Consider the following 14,830-nt stretch of genomic DNA (forward strand, 5'->3'; position numbering starts at 1 on the left):
AGTCCCAGTTATTACGTTCATAGGGTTCGTCAATACCTTCTTGTGGTCTAATAAAAACAGCTTCACCAGTAGTTCTGTCAACCCTATTTAAGTATCCCTGTTGAGATTGTGCATAAACAATATTTGGATTGCCAGGTTCTGTAGCGGGTGATGGCCATCACCTCCTAAAAGTACAAACCAATCAGAGTTAACAATACCATTTGTCCTAAAAGTTCTTGATGGTCCTCCTTGCGAGTTGTTATCTTGAGTACCTCCATATATGTTGTAGAACGGTTGTGCATCATCAACAGCTAATTTATAAAACTGAGTTATTGGTAAATTATTTACAAACTTCCAGTTTTCTGAACCATCAAAAGATTCATAAATACCACCATCAGTACCAATAAGCATATAGTTTGGGTCATCTGGTCTGAAAGTTAAGCTATGGTCATCACCATGCTTGTTTTTCTTTTTCATGGTTTTAAATGTTTTTCCTCCATCTTCAGAATAAAGCGTGCTATTATTCATCAAATAAAGTTTATCAAAAACATGAGGAGAAGCAATGAGTTCCTGATAATAATGAGGACCTGTGCCACCTGAAACGGTATTAGACATTTTAGTCCAGCTAGCACCTTTATTACTCGACTTGTAAATGCCTCCAGTACGCCTTTCAAGTTCTATAGCTGCATAAATAACATCTGGATTTATTGGAGAAATAGCTAAACCAATTTTACCCATATCTTCGTTTGGTAAACCGGTTTTCAATTTATCCCAAGTTTCACCACTATCCGTACTTTTATAAATGGCAGTTCCGGGCCCTCCACCCATATAAGCTGCTACATTTCTATGGCGTTGCCATGTTGCTGCATAGAGAATTTTTTCATCTCTTGGGTCAATAACAATATCGGTAACTCCAGTCCATTTATTATCACTTAAAACAAGTTTCCAAGTATTGCCTCCATCGGTAGTTTTATAAAGTCCACGTTCTCCACCAGAACTCCATAAAGGACCTTGAGCAGCAACCCATATTTCATTTGAGTTTTTCGGATTTACAATAATTTTAGAAATGTGTTCAGAATTTTTTAAACCTTTATTTTTCCATGTTTTACCGCCATCATAACTGGCATAAATTCCATGACCTATACCTACATGCCTACCTCCAACATTTTCTCCGGTTCCAACCCAAATCGTATTTGAGTTATTAGGGTCTAATGTTAAGCATCCTGTTGAGTAAAATGGTTGTTTGTCTGTAAGGGGTTTCCATGTAGTACCAGAGTTTAATGTTTTCCAAACACCTCCAGAACCAACAGCTACGTACCATATGTTTTGGTTATTTGGGTCTATGGCAATATCTGCAATTCTTCCAGACATGAAAGCGGGACCAATACTTCTAAATTTTAACCCAGACAAGGTTGAATCTTTTTCTTTAAGCAATTTCTCCTGAGCGTTAATGCTAAAAAAAATAGTAAAAAGAAAGTAGACAATTAAGGTGGTTTTTGAGTTAGTCATAACAGTTTTTTATCAAATTTAACTATAGACTTAAAAGATAAATAGATTTTTAATAAAAAAATAACATTTTGAAATAAGAAAACCCATTAACATTTAAAAGTGTTAATAGGTTTTTAGAATGTGGAGTCGGAGAGAATCGAACTCTCGTCCAAACAAGTAACCAAAGAGCTTTCTACACGTTTAGTCTATTCTTAGGTTTTCGATTGTAAACTGGTTAAAGACAACCTACTTACAACTTATCTTCTTTAGTTTCAAAAGAGCATCAAAGCGCTACCCAATCTATATTGACATTTACGATGCCTCAAAATAGAACGCCGTCAATCAAGGCTTTCCGGAGACATAAAGCTTGCTCACCTTGTGAGCCTAGGCTAATTCTACTATAATTCGAATTATGCAGCTAAAGCGTAGTTATTCTCGCCGTTTAAAATTTGGTCTAGCCTTTTACGTGTTTCAATGCCATTACACGACGTGCTTACCGTTCAATTAATCTCGCTGTCAAAACCAGTCGACCCCGTTGTCAATAAAATAGTAATATACATTAGGGCGTTACCCACAAGAGGTCGGGCTTTCACTACTCGCTCTCGGCGAGGAGCTCAAACATGCCGTTTAATCCCTAACGCAAGCGGCAAATTTACCAAAATCTTTGTAAATCATGCCAAATCCAACTAATTTAGAGCAAAAATTATTCCAATAGTTTCAGTTGGCAGTTTACACTAGCAGTAAAAACAGCTAAACGAATACACAAATCAACACATCACCATGAAATTCGCCATCATCAAAGAACGCAAAAACCCACCAGACCGTCGTGTAGTATTTTCACCATCAAAATTAGCAAAAGCAAGAGAAAAATATCCAGAAGCTACTTTCAAAGTTGAAGCTTCTGATATTCGCGTATTTTCAGATGAAGAATATATCGATGCTGGATTTGAAGTTACAAATAATGTTTCAGATTGTGATGTGATGATTGGTGTAAAAGAAGTCCCCATTGACGCTCTTATTCCCAATAAAAAATACTTTTTCTTTTCGCACACCATTAAAAAGCAATCCTATAATAGAAAATTGTTACAAGCTATTTTAGAAAAGAACATTGAGTTGTATGACCATGAGACTATAGTAAGTGATAAGGGATTTAGATTGATAGGTTTTGGTCGTTATGCAGGTATTGTAGGTGCTTACAACGGTTTTAGAGCTTGGGGACTAAAATATAATTCATGGAATTTACCCAAGGCGGGTCCATTGCCAAATCAAGCAGCATTAATAAAAGAATTAAACAACATAGAATTGCCAAATATTAAAATATTGCTTACTGGTAGTGGTAAAGTATCTAACGGCTCTAAAGAAATGCTAGATGCTATGAACATCAAATCAGTTTCTGTTGAAAATTATTTAAACAATACTTTTGATGAACCAGTGTATTGTAAAATTGATGTATTAGATTATAATAAAAGGTTGGATGGAACAGAAGCAACTGATGTATTTGATTTTTTCAATTACCCTGAAAAATATGAGTCAGACTTTATGCGTTTTGCTAAAGTAACAAATTATTACATTGCTGGACATTTCTACGGAGATGGTGCACCATACTTATACACCAGAAACGACGTGAAATCTTCAGATTTTAATATTAAAGTAGTTGCAGACATAAGTTGTGATGTAGATGGGCCAGTAGCAACAACGTTAAGAGCTTCAACCATTGCAGACCCTATTTATGGTTACGACCCACAAACAGAATCTGAAGTTGATTATAAAAATGAAAAAGCTATAACCGTTATGGCTGTAGATAATCTCCCTTGCGAACTTCCACAAGATGCTAGCGAAGGTTTTGGAGATATGTTTTTAAAACACGTAATACCTGCTTTTTTTAATAATGATAAGGATGGTATTTTAAAACGCGCTAAAATTACGGGAAATGGAAAACTTACTGAGCGTTTTAGTTATTTACAAGACTATATAGAAGAAAAGTAATACTTTTACCATCTTGTAAATAAGTACATCATGAAAACAGCTTTGGTTACAGGTGCAGCATCTGGATTAGGTCTTGAGTTATCATTTTTGTTAGCAAAAGATCAATATAAGCTTGTGTTAATTGATGTAGATGCTGCAAACCTTTTAAAAGCGAAAGAATCTATTTTGAAAGTGTTTGATGTTGAAGTGGAAACTTTGATTAAAGATCTAAGTCTCCCTGATATCTCCAAAAGCATCATGGAGGATATTAAAAACCAACACATAGATATACTTGTAAATAATGCAGGGTTTGGTTTATTCGGTTCATTTACAGAAACTGATTGGGAACGTGAATCAGAAATGTTACACCTACATGTATTAACTACTACACATCTAACAAAATTAGTGTTAGATGGTATGATAAAGCGCGGTTCGGGAAAAATTTTGAATATGTCATCTTTGGCAGCATTTCAACCAGGTCCTCTAATGTCAATTTATTATGCATCAAAAGGTTATATGCTATCATTTTCTGAGGCTATAGCAAATGAATTAAAAGGTACTGGAGTAAGTGTAACAGCTTTATGCCCTGGCCCAACAAAAACGGCATTTCAACAAACTGTTTCTCAAAATACTTGTGATAATAAAATAAAATTTAACATGGCAAATGCTAAGGAGGTTGCTCTTTATGGATATAAAGCCATGCATAAAGGAAAAGTGTATGCTATTCCAGGGGGCTTTAATAAGTTCTTGTCGATTTTACCAAGGTTAGTTCCAAGGAGGACTGCTACACATATTGTTAGAACAATCCAAAAGAAAAATAGACGAGATTAAGTTTTTAATGAATTAAATACACCCTATTAATCCTCTTAATTTAAAATATAAAAGTCTTTGCTAGGTTCTTAAAACATGGCTTATACTAGATATGTTTCAATTTCATAATTCATTCATGCGATTTATGATTGATATGAACAGATTGAACTATCTCAAAGCCTAAATTTAAGAAAAACCAAATAATATAGTGAAAAACCAAGTTTTCAGAGTTTTATGATGGATTAAAGGTAATCTGTAGTATATCATCAAAAAGAGCCTTTGGATTTCTGATGATTTCAAAAGTTTTTAAACGATAAAACATGAGGTGTTTTGTATTATTCATGTGATATAAATTTTAAATCGATAATTAAAAAACATATAATTCCTAAGCCATAGGCTATCAAATCTGAAATTTGAAAAGTACTACCCAAAAGAAGTATAGCTGTTTTATTGTTTTCCATACCAAGTAGGCTAAGTATATTAATTAGTTGGAGTAACTCAATAGATAGGGCAAAAAGAAATACGGCAATTGCTAGGTTTGTAGAGTTTATTTTAAAGAAACTCTTAAAAAGGCAATAGATTAAAATTACTACTAGAAAATCACCAACGGTATGACGAATAAAACCAGTTTTAAGGAAAAATGCTATGAGTGCTTCTATTGTAAAAAGAGCTATTGTTAATATTAAGTATGTTTTGTTTATTTTCATACAATGTCAATTTTTTTACCTAAATATTTAGGTTTTACATTAAACAGAATATCAATTGCGGCTTTTGTTCTTGCTAGATATTCTCGGAGCTTGGTTTTAAACCCATATTTCCCTTTAATGTCTTTTGCATTAAAAGCAATTGCATTTATATTATAATGTTGTGCTAGGTATAAAGCACGTTCGTTATGAAACTTTTGAGAAATTAAAGTGAATTGAGATAGTCCAAAAATTTCTTTTGCTCTTACAACTGAATCTAGAGTCCTAAATCCGGCATAATCTAGATAGATTTTATCTTCAGGAATACCCCGTTTTATAAGATCGTTTTTAAAATTAGTTGGTTCGTCATAGCCTTTTCTACCGTTATCTCCACTCACTAAAATAAATTCAATCTTACCTGTTTTATATAATTTAACGGCCGCTTCTAAACGGTATTTGTAGTATAAATTGGTATTTCCATTCGAAGTATATTTACTAGCGCCCAGAACAAGGCCTACTTTATTTTTATTTAGTGTTTCTATATTGTCAAAAACAAAATGTTTCGTTTTATGTGTTATTGCGAAATCGATCAATAATACAAGGATAATTACTATGATAGATAGATTAATTAGTCTTTTAAAATATGTCATGCTTTTTTGTTTTTATGAGATTTTGCTAACCAAGTCCAAGATTTTAATAAAGTAAAAAAGGCTGAGATTATAAAAGCTACGGAAAAAATATTAAGGTTGGATGTAATAAGCCCATAACTACAAAGCGTAAAAAGTATTATGGCATAAAAAGGAAAATAGGTTTTTAAAATAGTATCTGAATCTTTAGATTCATTCTTAGCCCAAAAAAACGGACATATAGTCAAGCATATAACTATTAAGCAGCAAAAGCCAATTGGTATAAACGAAAGGAAAACATAAGGAAACATATCTAGCATAAACTTTTCTTCAGAAAAAATTATAGCCCAAAAAATGATGAATGATAGTCCTGTAGCTTTTAGTATAGTTAAAGATGTATTCACAATATTTTATTTGAGTTTAAAATTGTCAAATTGTGATTCTTGCCAAGATTTATTCTTGAGTTCGCGCAAGTAGTTTTTAAATTTTCGGTTGATGGTTAGAGTCTTTTTATCATTTAAATTGTTTTTATCTAAATAATTTTTGAGAATAAAAGCATTGTTGTTTGAAAGTTCTATCAAGTAATTAAAATCCATAGATTTTGCATAATTTAAATTATAAATAGTGATATAACTATCCCAGTTTATTGTAGAGGATACTATCAAAATAGTAAAAGCAGTTACAGTATTAATTCTAAATAAATACCAAAAGTTTTTTAGGTCTTTTACTTTTATAAAAGTGGTTACCAAACCAATAACCGTTAATAGTAAATAAACTAAAACACCGATGCGTTTATATGTTAAACCGAAGTAATAAATATATTGGGCATCTTTAATAATTATATTTATTACAAGAATGGCGTTAAGTATAATCCAAGTGTAAGCAACGAGTTTTAGGTTTTTATTTTTTTTGTAAAAATTAAGATCTCCTCTAAAGAAGTATAGAATAATAATGATAGCAATTATTATTGAAGCAATTAAAGCATTTATACCACTATGAACTTGATTAGAAAACACTGATGCTCTTAAATCGTTTGAAGATAATAGATAAGTAATATCAGTTATAAGAAAAATAATTATTAACGCATTTAAAGCTGTAATTAAAATAAAACCAAATTGATGTTCTTTTTTAAGATTATCCGTTTCTATGCTTTCTTGATAAGGAAGTATGTTACCAGTTTGAACATCATTTATTGTTGCAGGATCGACAATTACTGGGTTTGAAATATTACTTAGTAAATAGTAACCGCATAAAGCCACCAAAATCCACTGAAAATTGATAATTGAAAAATCAATATCATTTATTAAACCATTAAACATTGGATTACCATTTTTATAAAGACTTATAAAAATGGTAAGAATAATTAAGGGAATACCAATGATTTTTGCGAGATGTAAATAATCAATTTCTTTTTTTGATTCAACTTTTTGTTCATTTTCGTTGACACCAAAATTTCTATGAAATAATCCAGCAATGCATGTATATAAACCGTTTAACCAATTAACATAAATTGAAGAGTTTTGTTCCGAAACTTGACCAATTAATGTTATAAAAGCTATGGTATTGGCAATTATTGATAAGGAGTTATTGTAAATAAATATTGAAGCAGCAGTGATAAGATAAAGTACTGCATAAGCAATGGTGCTTTTTTGTTTAAAAGCATTTTTATTGTAGATAATTAGAACAATTAAGGTTAAAATATTGAAAATAGAAAGGTTTAAGCCTATTCCTTGTTTATGAAACAAGGTGCTAAATAATAAGGCGCCGATAATTAATGGAATGTTTTTCATTTTTGACTAATTTTAAATAGTTTTATATTGATACATTGATTTAATTTGATGTTTTAAGAAAATGGCTGACCTTAAGTCATTCATAGAAACCAATAGAAGGTTCTTATAATTAAAATGATAGAATGCGTTTGCTGTTTTACCTAAGCAAAAAGATTTATAATAGTAATTGAAATATTCAGGAAGCACTATACCACCAAAAACAGCAGCTCCTATTGCATATAAACTTCTTTTTCCATTTCCAATGCATAAGTATTGTAAAGCTATTTCGTCTTCAACTTTAGTTTTATAACCAGTTAATGTATGGTATGCATCATGACGTTCTCCTTTTGGGATCAATTCAAAATTGTTTTCATTAAGAAAGATGCCTAAGTGCTTACCAAATGAGTCTTCAGGATAATTTAAAAGGTCCCCTTTTTTAATACCCCAAGGTTTACGATTTATAAATAAATCACCATAAATCTTTTGAGATTTTTTAAACAACCATGCTATTAGTTTTTTTCTATGTTTCATCACTTATAGTAAAGTACTTTGGATTACAAAGTAAATTGATAAAAAAATTTGTTTTCTATTTTGTATTCTTGCAAAGGCAAGGGGTTATTGTTTGTTAATTAATTTTTCAAGGGCGTCAATATGTTTTTTAAATGCTTCTCTTCCTAGTTTTGTGGTAGAGTAACGAGTGTTTGGTTTTCGGCCTATAAATTGCTTTTCTACTTTTATATATTCTTCTTTTTCAAGGGCTTTGGTATGGCTAGCTAAATTGCCATCTGTAGCTCCTAAAAGTTCTTTTAGCATATTAAAATCGGCATACTCATTTACCATTAGAATGGACATGATGCCTAATCTAATGCGATGATCGAATGCTTTATTTATGTTGGTTATTATACTCATTATAACTTAACTTCCTGCCCAAGGTGTTCCAAAAATACCAACACCTAATTCTATCCATACTAGAATCAAAACTATGATAATTAATAATATTATAACTAGTTTTTTTCTTTTACTCATTATGATTTATCATATTTAAAATGCATCCAAGTACCATAAATAATATGCATAATTCCAAAACCTATTACCCATAGCCAAAATCCGTAACCAGGTTCATAGGCTCCAATTAAACCTAATCCAATTTGAATGTATCCTAAATACTGAATATCTCCAATACTATACTTAGATGCATTTACTAATGCTAAACCATAAAAAATTAACATTAAACCACCCGATTGACCATACTTTCCTTGACTTAAAATAATTAAGATATAGAGACCACCAACTATTAAGGGTATTAAGAAGTTAATTACTAAACGTCTGGAAGTAGTATCCCAAATTTTGGCTCCATCTTTTTTAGCTTTTCGGGTAGTTAATAGTATTCCAGTACTAATGCTTAAAAGTGCTATAATGGCTAAGGTTAACAAGCAGGATTCAAAAACCCAACCATTAAGTGTTAAAACACCACTACTGTATGTTATTACTAACCAATAGGCTATAGCTGCACCTATTAAAGCATAAATACCTGCCAAAATTCCAGATAGTCCACTAAGCGAAATAAAGCGTGATGATTTATTCATCATATCTTTAATATCACTTATGTCTTTTAAATAATCTTTTGATTCCATTTTAAAGTACTTTGAATTGCAAAGTAAATAAATATTTTTGAATTTTGCTTTATAAATTTTTGTTAATTTAATAATTATTAAAGTTTGAAAATGAATCCAGCTGAAGAATATATATTGAATCAACCCGAACCATACCGTTCTATTTTGATGCATATTCAAGTTATTATAGAGCACACTATTCCTGAGGTTGAATTAAAATACAAATGGCGAATTCCTTGTTATTACATAGGAGAGACGCCAATGTGCTACCTTAATGCTAGTCATAAAAAACAATTTGTGGATATTGGATTTTGGCATTCTGCTTATCTGGATAAGTTTGATGCGTATTTGGTTAGCGAAAATCGTAAGGTTGTTAAATCGTTACGCTATAAATCTGTAGAAGAGATTGATGATGCTATTTTTATTGCTATCCTAGAGGAGGCAAAAAAGCAAAAAGGAAAATCGTTTTATAATAAGTAAATTGGTTTTGTAAGCTAAATTCTAGTTATGAGAACCATCACAGTATGGTGGATTTTTAGTTTGTTTGCAAGTGCACAGGTAAGCTGTTTTATTTTCTTCAACAGTAAATACCATCGAAGGTGTTGCTTTTTCGGCTCTGTGAGATCCGTTGCAGAAGGGTTGCTCGTTACTATGTCCGCAGGTACACCATGCATAGTTTTTATTAGCTTCTAGTTCACATTGTATTGGAGCATCTCCTCCTCGTTTATTGTTTTCCATAGTATTTTTTTAAGACAATTTTTATCTAAGATACTATTTATTATAAACTGTTTATAGTTTTTCTGATGGTAACTAGGTTAGTTAATAACGATTCTAAATTATCGAGGTGTAGCATATTGGCTCCATCACTTTTTGCATTAGCAGGATCAAAATGTGTCTCTATAAATAAACCATCTACATGATTTACTACACCTGCTCTGGCAATAGTTTCAATCATATCTGGTCGTCCACCAGTGACTCCAGCAGATTGGTTAGGTTGTTGTAAAGAGTGGGTAACATCTAAAACCGTTGGTGCATATTGACGCATGGTTGGGATACCTCGAAAATCTACAATCATATCTTGATAACCAAACATGGTGCCTCTATCTGTTATCCAAGCTTTGTTGCTACCAGTATCTTTTACTTTTTGTACGGCGTGTTTCATGGCTTCGGGGCTCATGAATTGTCCTTTTTTTAAGTTTACTACTTTACCGGTTTCTGCAGCGGCAACTACCAAATCGGTTTGGCGTACTAAGAACGCTGGAATTTGCAATACATCAACATATTCTGCTGCTTTTATAGCATCAGAAATTTCATGAATATCGGTTACGGTTGGTACATCAAACGTTTCTGAAACTTTTCGAAGAATTTTTAGTGCTTTTTCATCGCCTATTCCAGTAAAACTATCAATTCTACTTCGGTTAGCTTTTTTGAAGCTGCCTTTAAATACATAAGGGATTTCTAATTTATCTGTGATTGATATTACCTTTTCGGCTATGCGTAGTGCCATATCTTCGCCTTCGATGGCACATGGGCCGCATAATAGAAAAAAGTTATTAGAATTTGTATGCTTTATTTTTGGAATGTCCGTCAGCTTCATTTATGTAAAATTTAAGCCGTAAAGTTACAAAAAGGAGTTTTAACGTTTTTGATAAATTAGCACTGGCTTTACTAAAATATATTTGGTGTTGGCAGATTTACCCGCGTTAGGGATTGAAGCGGCATCCTTTTTTGTTTTTCTCAAAAAAGATATAGCGTAAAGCCCGACCCTAAGGGTAACGCCCAAAGGTTTTACAACGTTTTGTTGAGACTGTTTTTTATAATCCAAAGCGCCATAACGAGGCTTCCGAAAACAAATAATCCACCATACATCATGAGTTGTTTTACAGGTTGAGAAAGAGATACTATTTGCAAAATATCTGATAGATAGGCTAGTATAAGGTACGATGAGATACATACAAATGAGATGCCTAATGTTAAATTTAGATTTTTATTAGGCTTGATGATTTGCCATAAAAACGGAATTCCAAATAATAAAATGGGGTAGGCTGTTATGTCTTCACTTTTATTTAAAATGGTAAACCAATATGCAGAAATGGCAATAAAATAAAGGTATGGGATAAACTTTGTATATCGAGAGACTAGGGACATGTTGAGAGATTTACTATTAGTTAGAGTGGTTAAACATTAAAATTAACGAAAACGTAGCTTAAAAAATTATAATAGCTTTTAATTATAACATATTTTTAACTAAATAACACGTACATTTGCACGCTTAAAATAAGGCACTATTATGGCTAATATTAAAAACATTGCAATTATTGCGCACGTAGATCATGGTAAAACGACTTTGGTTGATAAAATTATGTACCACTGTCAGTTATTTCGTGAAAATGAAAATACAGGTGATTTAATTCTAGATAATAATGATTTAGAGCGTGAAAGAGGTATAACCATTACATCTAAAAACGTTTCTGTAATTTATAAAGACACAAAAATTAATATTATTGATACCCCTGGTCACGCCGATTTTGGTGGAGAAGTGGAGCGTGTGCTTAATATGGCTGATGGTGTTTTGTTATTAGTTGATGCTTTTGAAGGCCCAATGCCACAGACACGTTTTGTTTTACAGAAAGCCATTGATTTAGGTTTAAAGCCTTGTGTGGTTGTAAATAAAGTGGATAAAGAAAATTGCACACCAGATGAGGTACATGAAAAGGTGTTTGATTTAATGTTTGAATTGGGTGCTGAAGAGTGGCAATTAGATTTTCCAACGGTTTATGGTTCTGCGAAAAACAATTGGATGAGTGATGATTGGCAGAATGAAACTGAAAATATAGAGCCTTTATTGGATATGGTTATTGAGCATATTCCAGAACCTAAAATTGAAGAAGGCACTACACAAATGTTAATTACCTCGTTAGACTTTTCTTCTTTTACAGGACGAATAGCAATTGGACGTTTAACACGAGGTGAGCTTAAAGTTGGTCAAAATATTTCTTTAGTAAAGCGCGATGGAAGTATTGTTAAGTCTAAAATTAAGGAGTTGCATACTTTTGAAGGTTTAGGTAGAAAAAAAGTAGAAGAGGTACAGGCAGGCGATATTTGTGCCATTGTTGGTTTAGAAGGTTTTGAAATTGGAGATACTGTTGCTGATTGGGAAGCCCCAGAAGGTTTAAAAACAATAGCTATTGATGAGCCTACTATGAGTATGTTGTTTACTATTAACGATTCGCCTTTCTTTGGGAAGGATGGTAAATACGTTACCTCTAGACATATTAAAGATAGATTAACTAAGGAGTTAGAAAAAAACTTAGCACTTAAAGTTGAAGAAACAGATAGTGCTGATAAGTTTATGGTTTTTGGGCGTGGTGTATTACACTTATCTGTTTTAATAGAAACGATGCGTCGTGAAGGCTATGAATTGCAAATTGGACAGCCTCAAGTTATCATCAAAGAAGTTGATGGTGTAAAATGCGAGCCAGTTGAAGAAATGACAATTGATTTACCAGAAACTGTTTCTGGTAAAGCTATTGAAATGGTAACGATGCGAAAAGGTGAAATGCTTAGTATGGAAGCCAAAGGTGAGCGAATGGTTTGTGAATTTATTATCCCATCAAGAGGAATTATAGGTTTGCGTAACCAATTACTAACTGCTACTGCTGGTGAAGCTATTATGGCACACCGTTTTAAAGAATATCAACCATTAAAAGGTGGTATTCCTGAACGTCAGAATGGATCTTTAGTATCTATGGAAAAAGGGCAAGCTATTCCTTATTCTATTGATAAATTACAAGATAGAGGTAAGTTTTTTGTAGACCCAGGTGAAGATATTTATGAAGGACAGGTTATTGGTGAAAATTCTCGTGGTGATGATATGACGGTTAACGTTACAAAAACTAAAAAGTTAAGTAACGTACGTTCTTCTGGTGCTGATGATAAAGCTAAAATTGTTCCTGCAATTAAATTCTCTTTGGAAGAAGCGCTAGAATATATTCAAAAAGATGAGTATGTTGAGGTGACGCCAAACCACTTACGTTTGCGTAAAATCTACTTAACAGAAGTAGAGCGTAAGCGAAATAAATCAATATAAATTGGAGTTTTTAGGAATTTCATGGATAGAATGGACTGGGTATGCTGCTATGGCAACAGTTCTTATCTCATTCCTAATGAAATCTGTAAATAAGTTACGAATAGTCAATGCTTTTGGGTGTTTATTATTTGTGGTTTATGGTATAGTACTTGAGCCTATTTCTAAGCCAATAATTATAACCAACGTTGCTATATTAGTAATAAACGTGTATTATATTTTAAAAAACAAATAAACGTATACTGATTTTAATCGGTGTAATTTCTTATAATTTTTGAAGCCAAATTAAGTGAGACATAAATCATTTTGTATATTTGAATGATTAGGCAGAATGTAATAAAATAAATAAATTCTTTTCAGCGTTTAAAGAAACAAATTAGTGTTACGAGGGAATAGTAGCCAATGGAAATTTATATTAATTGAAAAAATTAATAAACTATATAAATAGTAAGGTTTTAGTTAAAATTACTTCTTTGCAAACCGCTTCCGTGTTAACCAGAGTACTAGCTGGTATACTAACATCCAAAGCTATCGCTATATTTATTGGGGCCGAGGGTTTAGCATTAATTGGTAATTTAAGAAACTTCGTTGGCTCTTTCCAAACTGTTGCCACCTTAGGATTGTATAAGGGTGTTGTTAAGTATGTTTCAGAATTCAAGGAAAACACAGTAAAGCTCAGTAAAACCTTATCTACAGTTTATTATGTAGGTTTTATTGCCACTATCACAGTGTCATTTTTTTGTTATTTCAAGTCCGAATGGATTAACAATATCATTTTTCCAACATACAACGATTATGCTTATGTGATACGAATTTTTGCTATAGTATTGCCCTTTTATGCTTTAAATATGTTCACTTTCTCTATAATGAATGGGTTTTCAAAGTATAAAATTCTCATAATCATTAATATTATCGGTCAGATATTAAGTGTCGCTATTGCTCTACTTTTAATATATCAAAATAAGATTGATGGCGCTTTAATCTCTGTAGTAATAGCAGAATCATTAATATTCTTAATTACACTGGTTGGAATTATTAATAGAAAGAGTTTAATAAAGCATATAAAAGTTAGTCATGTTAGTTTAGAAATTTTGAAAAAACTAAGTCCATATTCATTAATGGCTTTTTTTTCGGCAGTTTTGTTACCTTTAGTTGCAATAATAATAAGATCTTATATAATTGAAAATATAGGTTATAAGGATGCTGGTTTTTGGGAAGCTATGACAAGAATATCAAATTACTATTTGATGTTTGTAAGTTCTTTAATTGCTTTATATTTATTGCCACGATTTTCTGAAATAAGCAGTACCCGAGCATTTAAGAAAGAAGTTGTTAGTTTCTACAAAACAATAATTCCTGTTTTGTCAGTTGGATTATTGTTGATTTACTTGTTAAAGCACTACATTGTAGTTACCGTTTTTTCGAAAGAGTTTGAGCCTGTTGAAGATCTATTCTTGTTTCAGCTACTAGGGGATTTTATAAAAATATTATCTATTATTATTGCTTATCAGTTTTTGGCAAAAAAAATGTTTTGGCATTATATATTAACAGAGGCTTTTTTAATTATTATACTTTATACAACTAGTATCTATTTCATTGATATGTTAAATAATATCAAAGGTGCAGTTATAGCTCATTTTATAAGTTATGTGATGTATTATGGGATTATTTTGCTAATTTTTAGCAGTTCTCTTTTTGGTGTAGAAAGTGAAGGGAATTAAAGTCCTTCTTCTTTTTTATATCTTGTGACATAGCCAAGACATTAATTAATTTTGAATTATTCTTGAAAACCCCAAATTTTATAAAAAAT

Annotated in this window: 17 protein-coding genes and 1 other RNA gene; 6 read left to right on the plus strand and 12 right to left on the minus strand. The window is 31.8% G+C overall.

Going from position 1 to position 14,830, the window contains the following annotated elements:
* Nucleotides 1–87: 87 nt before the first annotated feature.
* Together Q0772_RS14730 and ssrA are read right to left on the minus strand one after the other, a co-directional pair.
* Nucleotides 88–1,488 (minus strand): hypothetical protein, encoded by a 1,401-nt coding sequence (locus tag Q0772_RS14730; RefSeq protein ID WP_298346359.1) that lies wholly within the window; start codon nt 1,486–1,488, stop codon nt 88–90.
* A 118-nt stretch (nt 1,489–1,606) separates the two neighbouring features.
* Nucleotides 1,607–2,001, minus strand: a transfer-messenger RNA (tmRNA) gene (gene ssrA, locus Q0772_RS14735).
* Nucleotides 2,002–2,247: 246 nt separating this feature from the next.
* Here ssrA and Q0772_RS14740 point away from each other — a divergent pair.
* Together Q0772_RS14740 and Q0772_RS14745 are read left to right on the plus strand one after the other, a co-directional pair.
* Nucleotides 2,248–3,453: an NAD(P)-dependent oxidoreductase gene (locus Q0772_RS14740; protein WP_298346361.1), complete on the plus strand. Its 1,206-nt coding sequence runs from the start codon at nt 2,248–2,250 to the stop codon at nt 3,451–3,453.
* Between the two features lie 30 nt (nt 3,454–3,483).
* A complete protein-coding gene (locus Q0772_RS14745) occupies nt 3,484–4,263 on the plus strand; it encodes an SDR family oxidoreductase (RefSeq protein WP_298346362.1) in 780 nt (259 codons plus the stop codon).
* A gap of 314 nt (nt 4,264–4,577) precedes the next feature.
* Here the strand turns inward: Q0772_RS14745 and Q0772_RS14750 are convergent, their stop codons facing one another.
* The 7 genes from Q0772_RS14750 to Q0772_RS14780 form a co-directional block, all read right to left on the minus strand.
* Nucleotides 4,578–4,949, minus strand: a complete 372-nt coding sequence (locus Q0772_RS14750; protein ID WP_298346363.1) for a DUF2809 domain-containing protein — start codon at nt 4,947–4,949, stop codon at nt 4,578–4,580.
* Nucleotides 4,946–5,575, minus strand: coding sequence for an ElyC/SanA/YdcF family protein (locus tag Q0772_RS14755; RefSeq protein ID WP_298346365.1), 630 nt, complete (start codon nt 5,573–5,575; stop codon nt 4,946–4,948). Before Q0772_RS14755 ends, Q0772_RS14750 begins: the two co-directional genes overlap by 4 nt.
* The gene (locus Q0772_RS14760) at nt 5,572–5,955 is read right to left on the minus strand and encodes a hypothetical protein (RefSeq protein ID WP_298346367.1); all 384 of its coding nucleotides are present in this window, start codon (nt 5,953–5,955) and stop codon (nt 5,572–5,574) included. The genes Q0772_RS14755 and Q0772_RS14760 overlap by 4 nt, the downstream gene beginning before the upstream one ends.
* Before the next feature lie 6 nt (nt 5,956–5,961).
* On the minus strand, nt 5,962–7,341 hold the full coding sequence (locus Q0772_RS14765) for a DUF4173 domain-containing protein (protein ID WP_298346369.1): 1,380 nt from the start codon (nt 7,339–7,341) through the stop codon (nt 5,962–5,964).
* Between the two features lie 12 nt (nt 7,342–7,353).
* Complete coding sequence (locus tag Q0772_RS14770; protein WP_298346371.1) at nt 7,354–7,851, minus strand: Coq4 family protein; 498 nt, start codon at nt 7,849–7,851, stop codon at nt 7,354–7,356.
* Between the two features lie 84 nt (nt 7,852–7,935).
* The gene (locus tag Q0772_RS14775) at nt 7,936–8,229 is read right to left on the minus strand and encodes a transcriptional regulator (RefSeq protein WP_298346373.1); all 294 of its coding nucleotides are present in this window, start codon (nt 8,227–8,229) and stop codon (nt 7,936–7,938) included.
* A 116-nt stretch (nt 8,230–8,345) separates the two neighbouring features.
* Nucleotides 8,346–8,954, minus strand: a complete 609-nt coding sequence (locus Q0772_RS14780; RefSeq protein ID WP_298346375.1) for a hypothetical protein — start codon at nt 8,952–8,954, stop codon at nt 8,346–8,348.
* A gap of 90 nt (nt 8,955–9,044) precedes the next feature.
* On the opposite strand from Q0772_RS14780, the gene Q0772_RS14785 reads away from it, so the two are divergent.
* Nucleotides 9,045–9,413, plus strand: coding sequence for a DUF1801 domain-containing protein (locus Q0772_RS14785; protein ID WP_298346377.1), 369 nt, complete (start codon nt 9,045–9,047; stop codon nt 9,411–9,413).
* 21 nt (nt 9,414–9,434) lie between these two features.
* On the opposite strand, the gene Q0772_RS14790 is transcribed toward Q0772_RS14785, so the two are convergent.
* The 3 genes from Q0772_RS14790 to Q0772_RS14800 all read right to left on the minus strand — a co-directional run bounded on the left by Q0772_RS14790 (nt 9,435) and on the right by Q0772_RS14800 (nt 11,081).
* Nucleotides 9,435–9,671 (minus strand): CDGSH iron-sulfur domain-containing protein, encoded by a 237-nt coding sequence (locus tag Q0772_RS14790; RefSeq protein ID WP_298346379.1) that lies wholly within the window; start codon nt 9,669–9,671, stop codon nt 9,435–9,437.
* 40 nt (nt 9,672–9,711) lie between these two features.
* A complete protein-coding gene (gene kdsA, locus Q0772_RS14795; RefSeq protein WP_298346381.1) occupies nt 9,712–10,530 on the minus strand; it encodes a 3-deoxy-8-phosphooctulonate synthase in 819 nt (272 codons plus the stop codon).
* A 191-nt stretch (nt 10,531–10,721) separates the two neighbouring features.
* A complete protein-coding gene (locus tag Q0772_RS14800; protein ID WP_298346383.1) occupies nt 10,722–11,081 on the minus strand; it encodes a hypothetical protein in 360 nt (119 codons plus the stop codon).
* Between the two features lie 142 nt (nt 11,082–11,223).
* Between Q0772_RS14800 and typA the strand changes: the two genes are divergently transcribed.
* The 3 genes from typA to Q0772_RS14815 all read left to right on the plus strand — a co-directional run bounded on the left by typA (nt 11,224) and on the right by Q0772_RS14815 (nt 14,741).
* A complete protein-coding gene (gene typA, locus Q0772_RS14805) occupies nt 11,224–13,023 on the plus strand; it encodes a translational GTPase TypA (RefSeq protein WP_298346385.1) in 1,800 nt (599 codons plus the stop codon).
* Between the two features lies 1 nt (nt 13,024).
* Nucleotides 13,025–13,255 (plus strand): uroporphyrinogen decarboxylase, encoded by a 231-nt coding sequence (locus Q0772_RS14810; RefSeq protein ID WP_298346388.1) that lies wholly within the window; start codon nt 13,025–13,027, stop codon nt 13,253–13,255.
* Between the two features lie 184 nt (nt 13,256–13,439).
* Nucleotides 13,440–14,741, plus strand: a complete 1,302-nt coding sequence (locus Q0772_RS14815; RefSeq protein ID WP_298346390.1) for an O-antigen translocase — start codon at nt 13,440–13,442, stop codon at nt 14,739–14,741.
* Nucleotides 14,742–14,830 lie beyond the last annotated feature (89 nt).

It is taken from the genome of uncultured Algibacter sp. (genome assembly GCF_947490405.1).
GTDB lineage: Bacteria > Bacteroidota > Bacteroidia > Flavobacteriales > Flavobacteriaceae > Algibacter_B.

Coding starts and splice junctions, on each gene's coding strand:
- Q0772_RS14730 (WP_298346359.1), bottom strand. CDS start 1,488: ATGACTAACTCAAAAACCACCTTAATTGTCTACTTTCTTTTTACTATT.
- Q0772_RS14740 (WP_298346361.1), top strand. CDS start 2,248: ATGAAATTCGCCATCATCAAAGAACGCAAAAACCCACCAGACCGTCGT.
- Q0772_RS14745 (WP_298346362.1), top strand. CDS start 3,484: ATGAAAACAGCTTTGGTTACAGGTGCAGCATCTGGATTAGGTCTTGAG.
- Q0772_RS14750 (WP_298346363.1), bottom strand. CDS start 4,949: ATGAAAATAAACAAAACATACTTAATATTAACAATAGCTCTTTTTACA.
- Q0772_RS14755 (WP_298346365.1), bottom strand. CDS start 5,575: ATGACATATTTTAAAAGACTAATTAATCTATCTATCATAGTAATTATC.
- Q0772_RS14765 (WP_298346369.1), bottom strand. CDS start 7,341: ATGAAAAACATTCCATTAATTATCGGCGCCTTATTATTTAGCACCTTG.
- Q0772_RS14770 (WP_298346371.1), bottom strand. CDS start 7,851: ATGAAACATAGAAAAAAACTAATAGCATGGTTGTTTAAAAAATCTCAA.
- Q0772_RS14775 (WP_298346373.1), bottom strand. CDS start 8,229: ATGAGTATAATAACCAACATAAATAAAGCATTCGATCATCGCATTAGA.
- Q0772_RS14780 (WP_298346375.1), bottom strand. CDS start 8,954: ATGGAATCAAAAGATTATTTAAAAGACATAAGTGATATTAAAGATATG.
- Q0772_RS14785 (WP_298346377.1), top strand. CDS start 9,045: ATGAATCCAGCTGAAGAATATATATTGAATCAACCCGAACCATACCGT.
- Q0772_RS14790 (WP_298346379.1), bottom strand. CDS start 9,671: ATGGAAAACAATAAACGAGGAGGAGATGCTCCAATACAATGTGAACTA.
- kdsA (WP_298346381.1), bottom strand. CDS start 10,530: ATGAAGCTGACGGACATTCCAAAAATAAAGCATACAAATTCTAATAAC.
- Q0772_RS14800 (WP_298346383.1), bottom strand. CDS start 11,081: ATGTCCCTAGTCTCTCGATATACAAAGTTTATCCCATACCTTTATTTT.
- typA (WP_298346385.1), top strand. CDS start 11,224: ATGGCTAATATTAAAAACATTGCAATTATTGCGCACGTAGATCATGGT.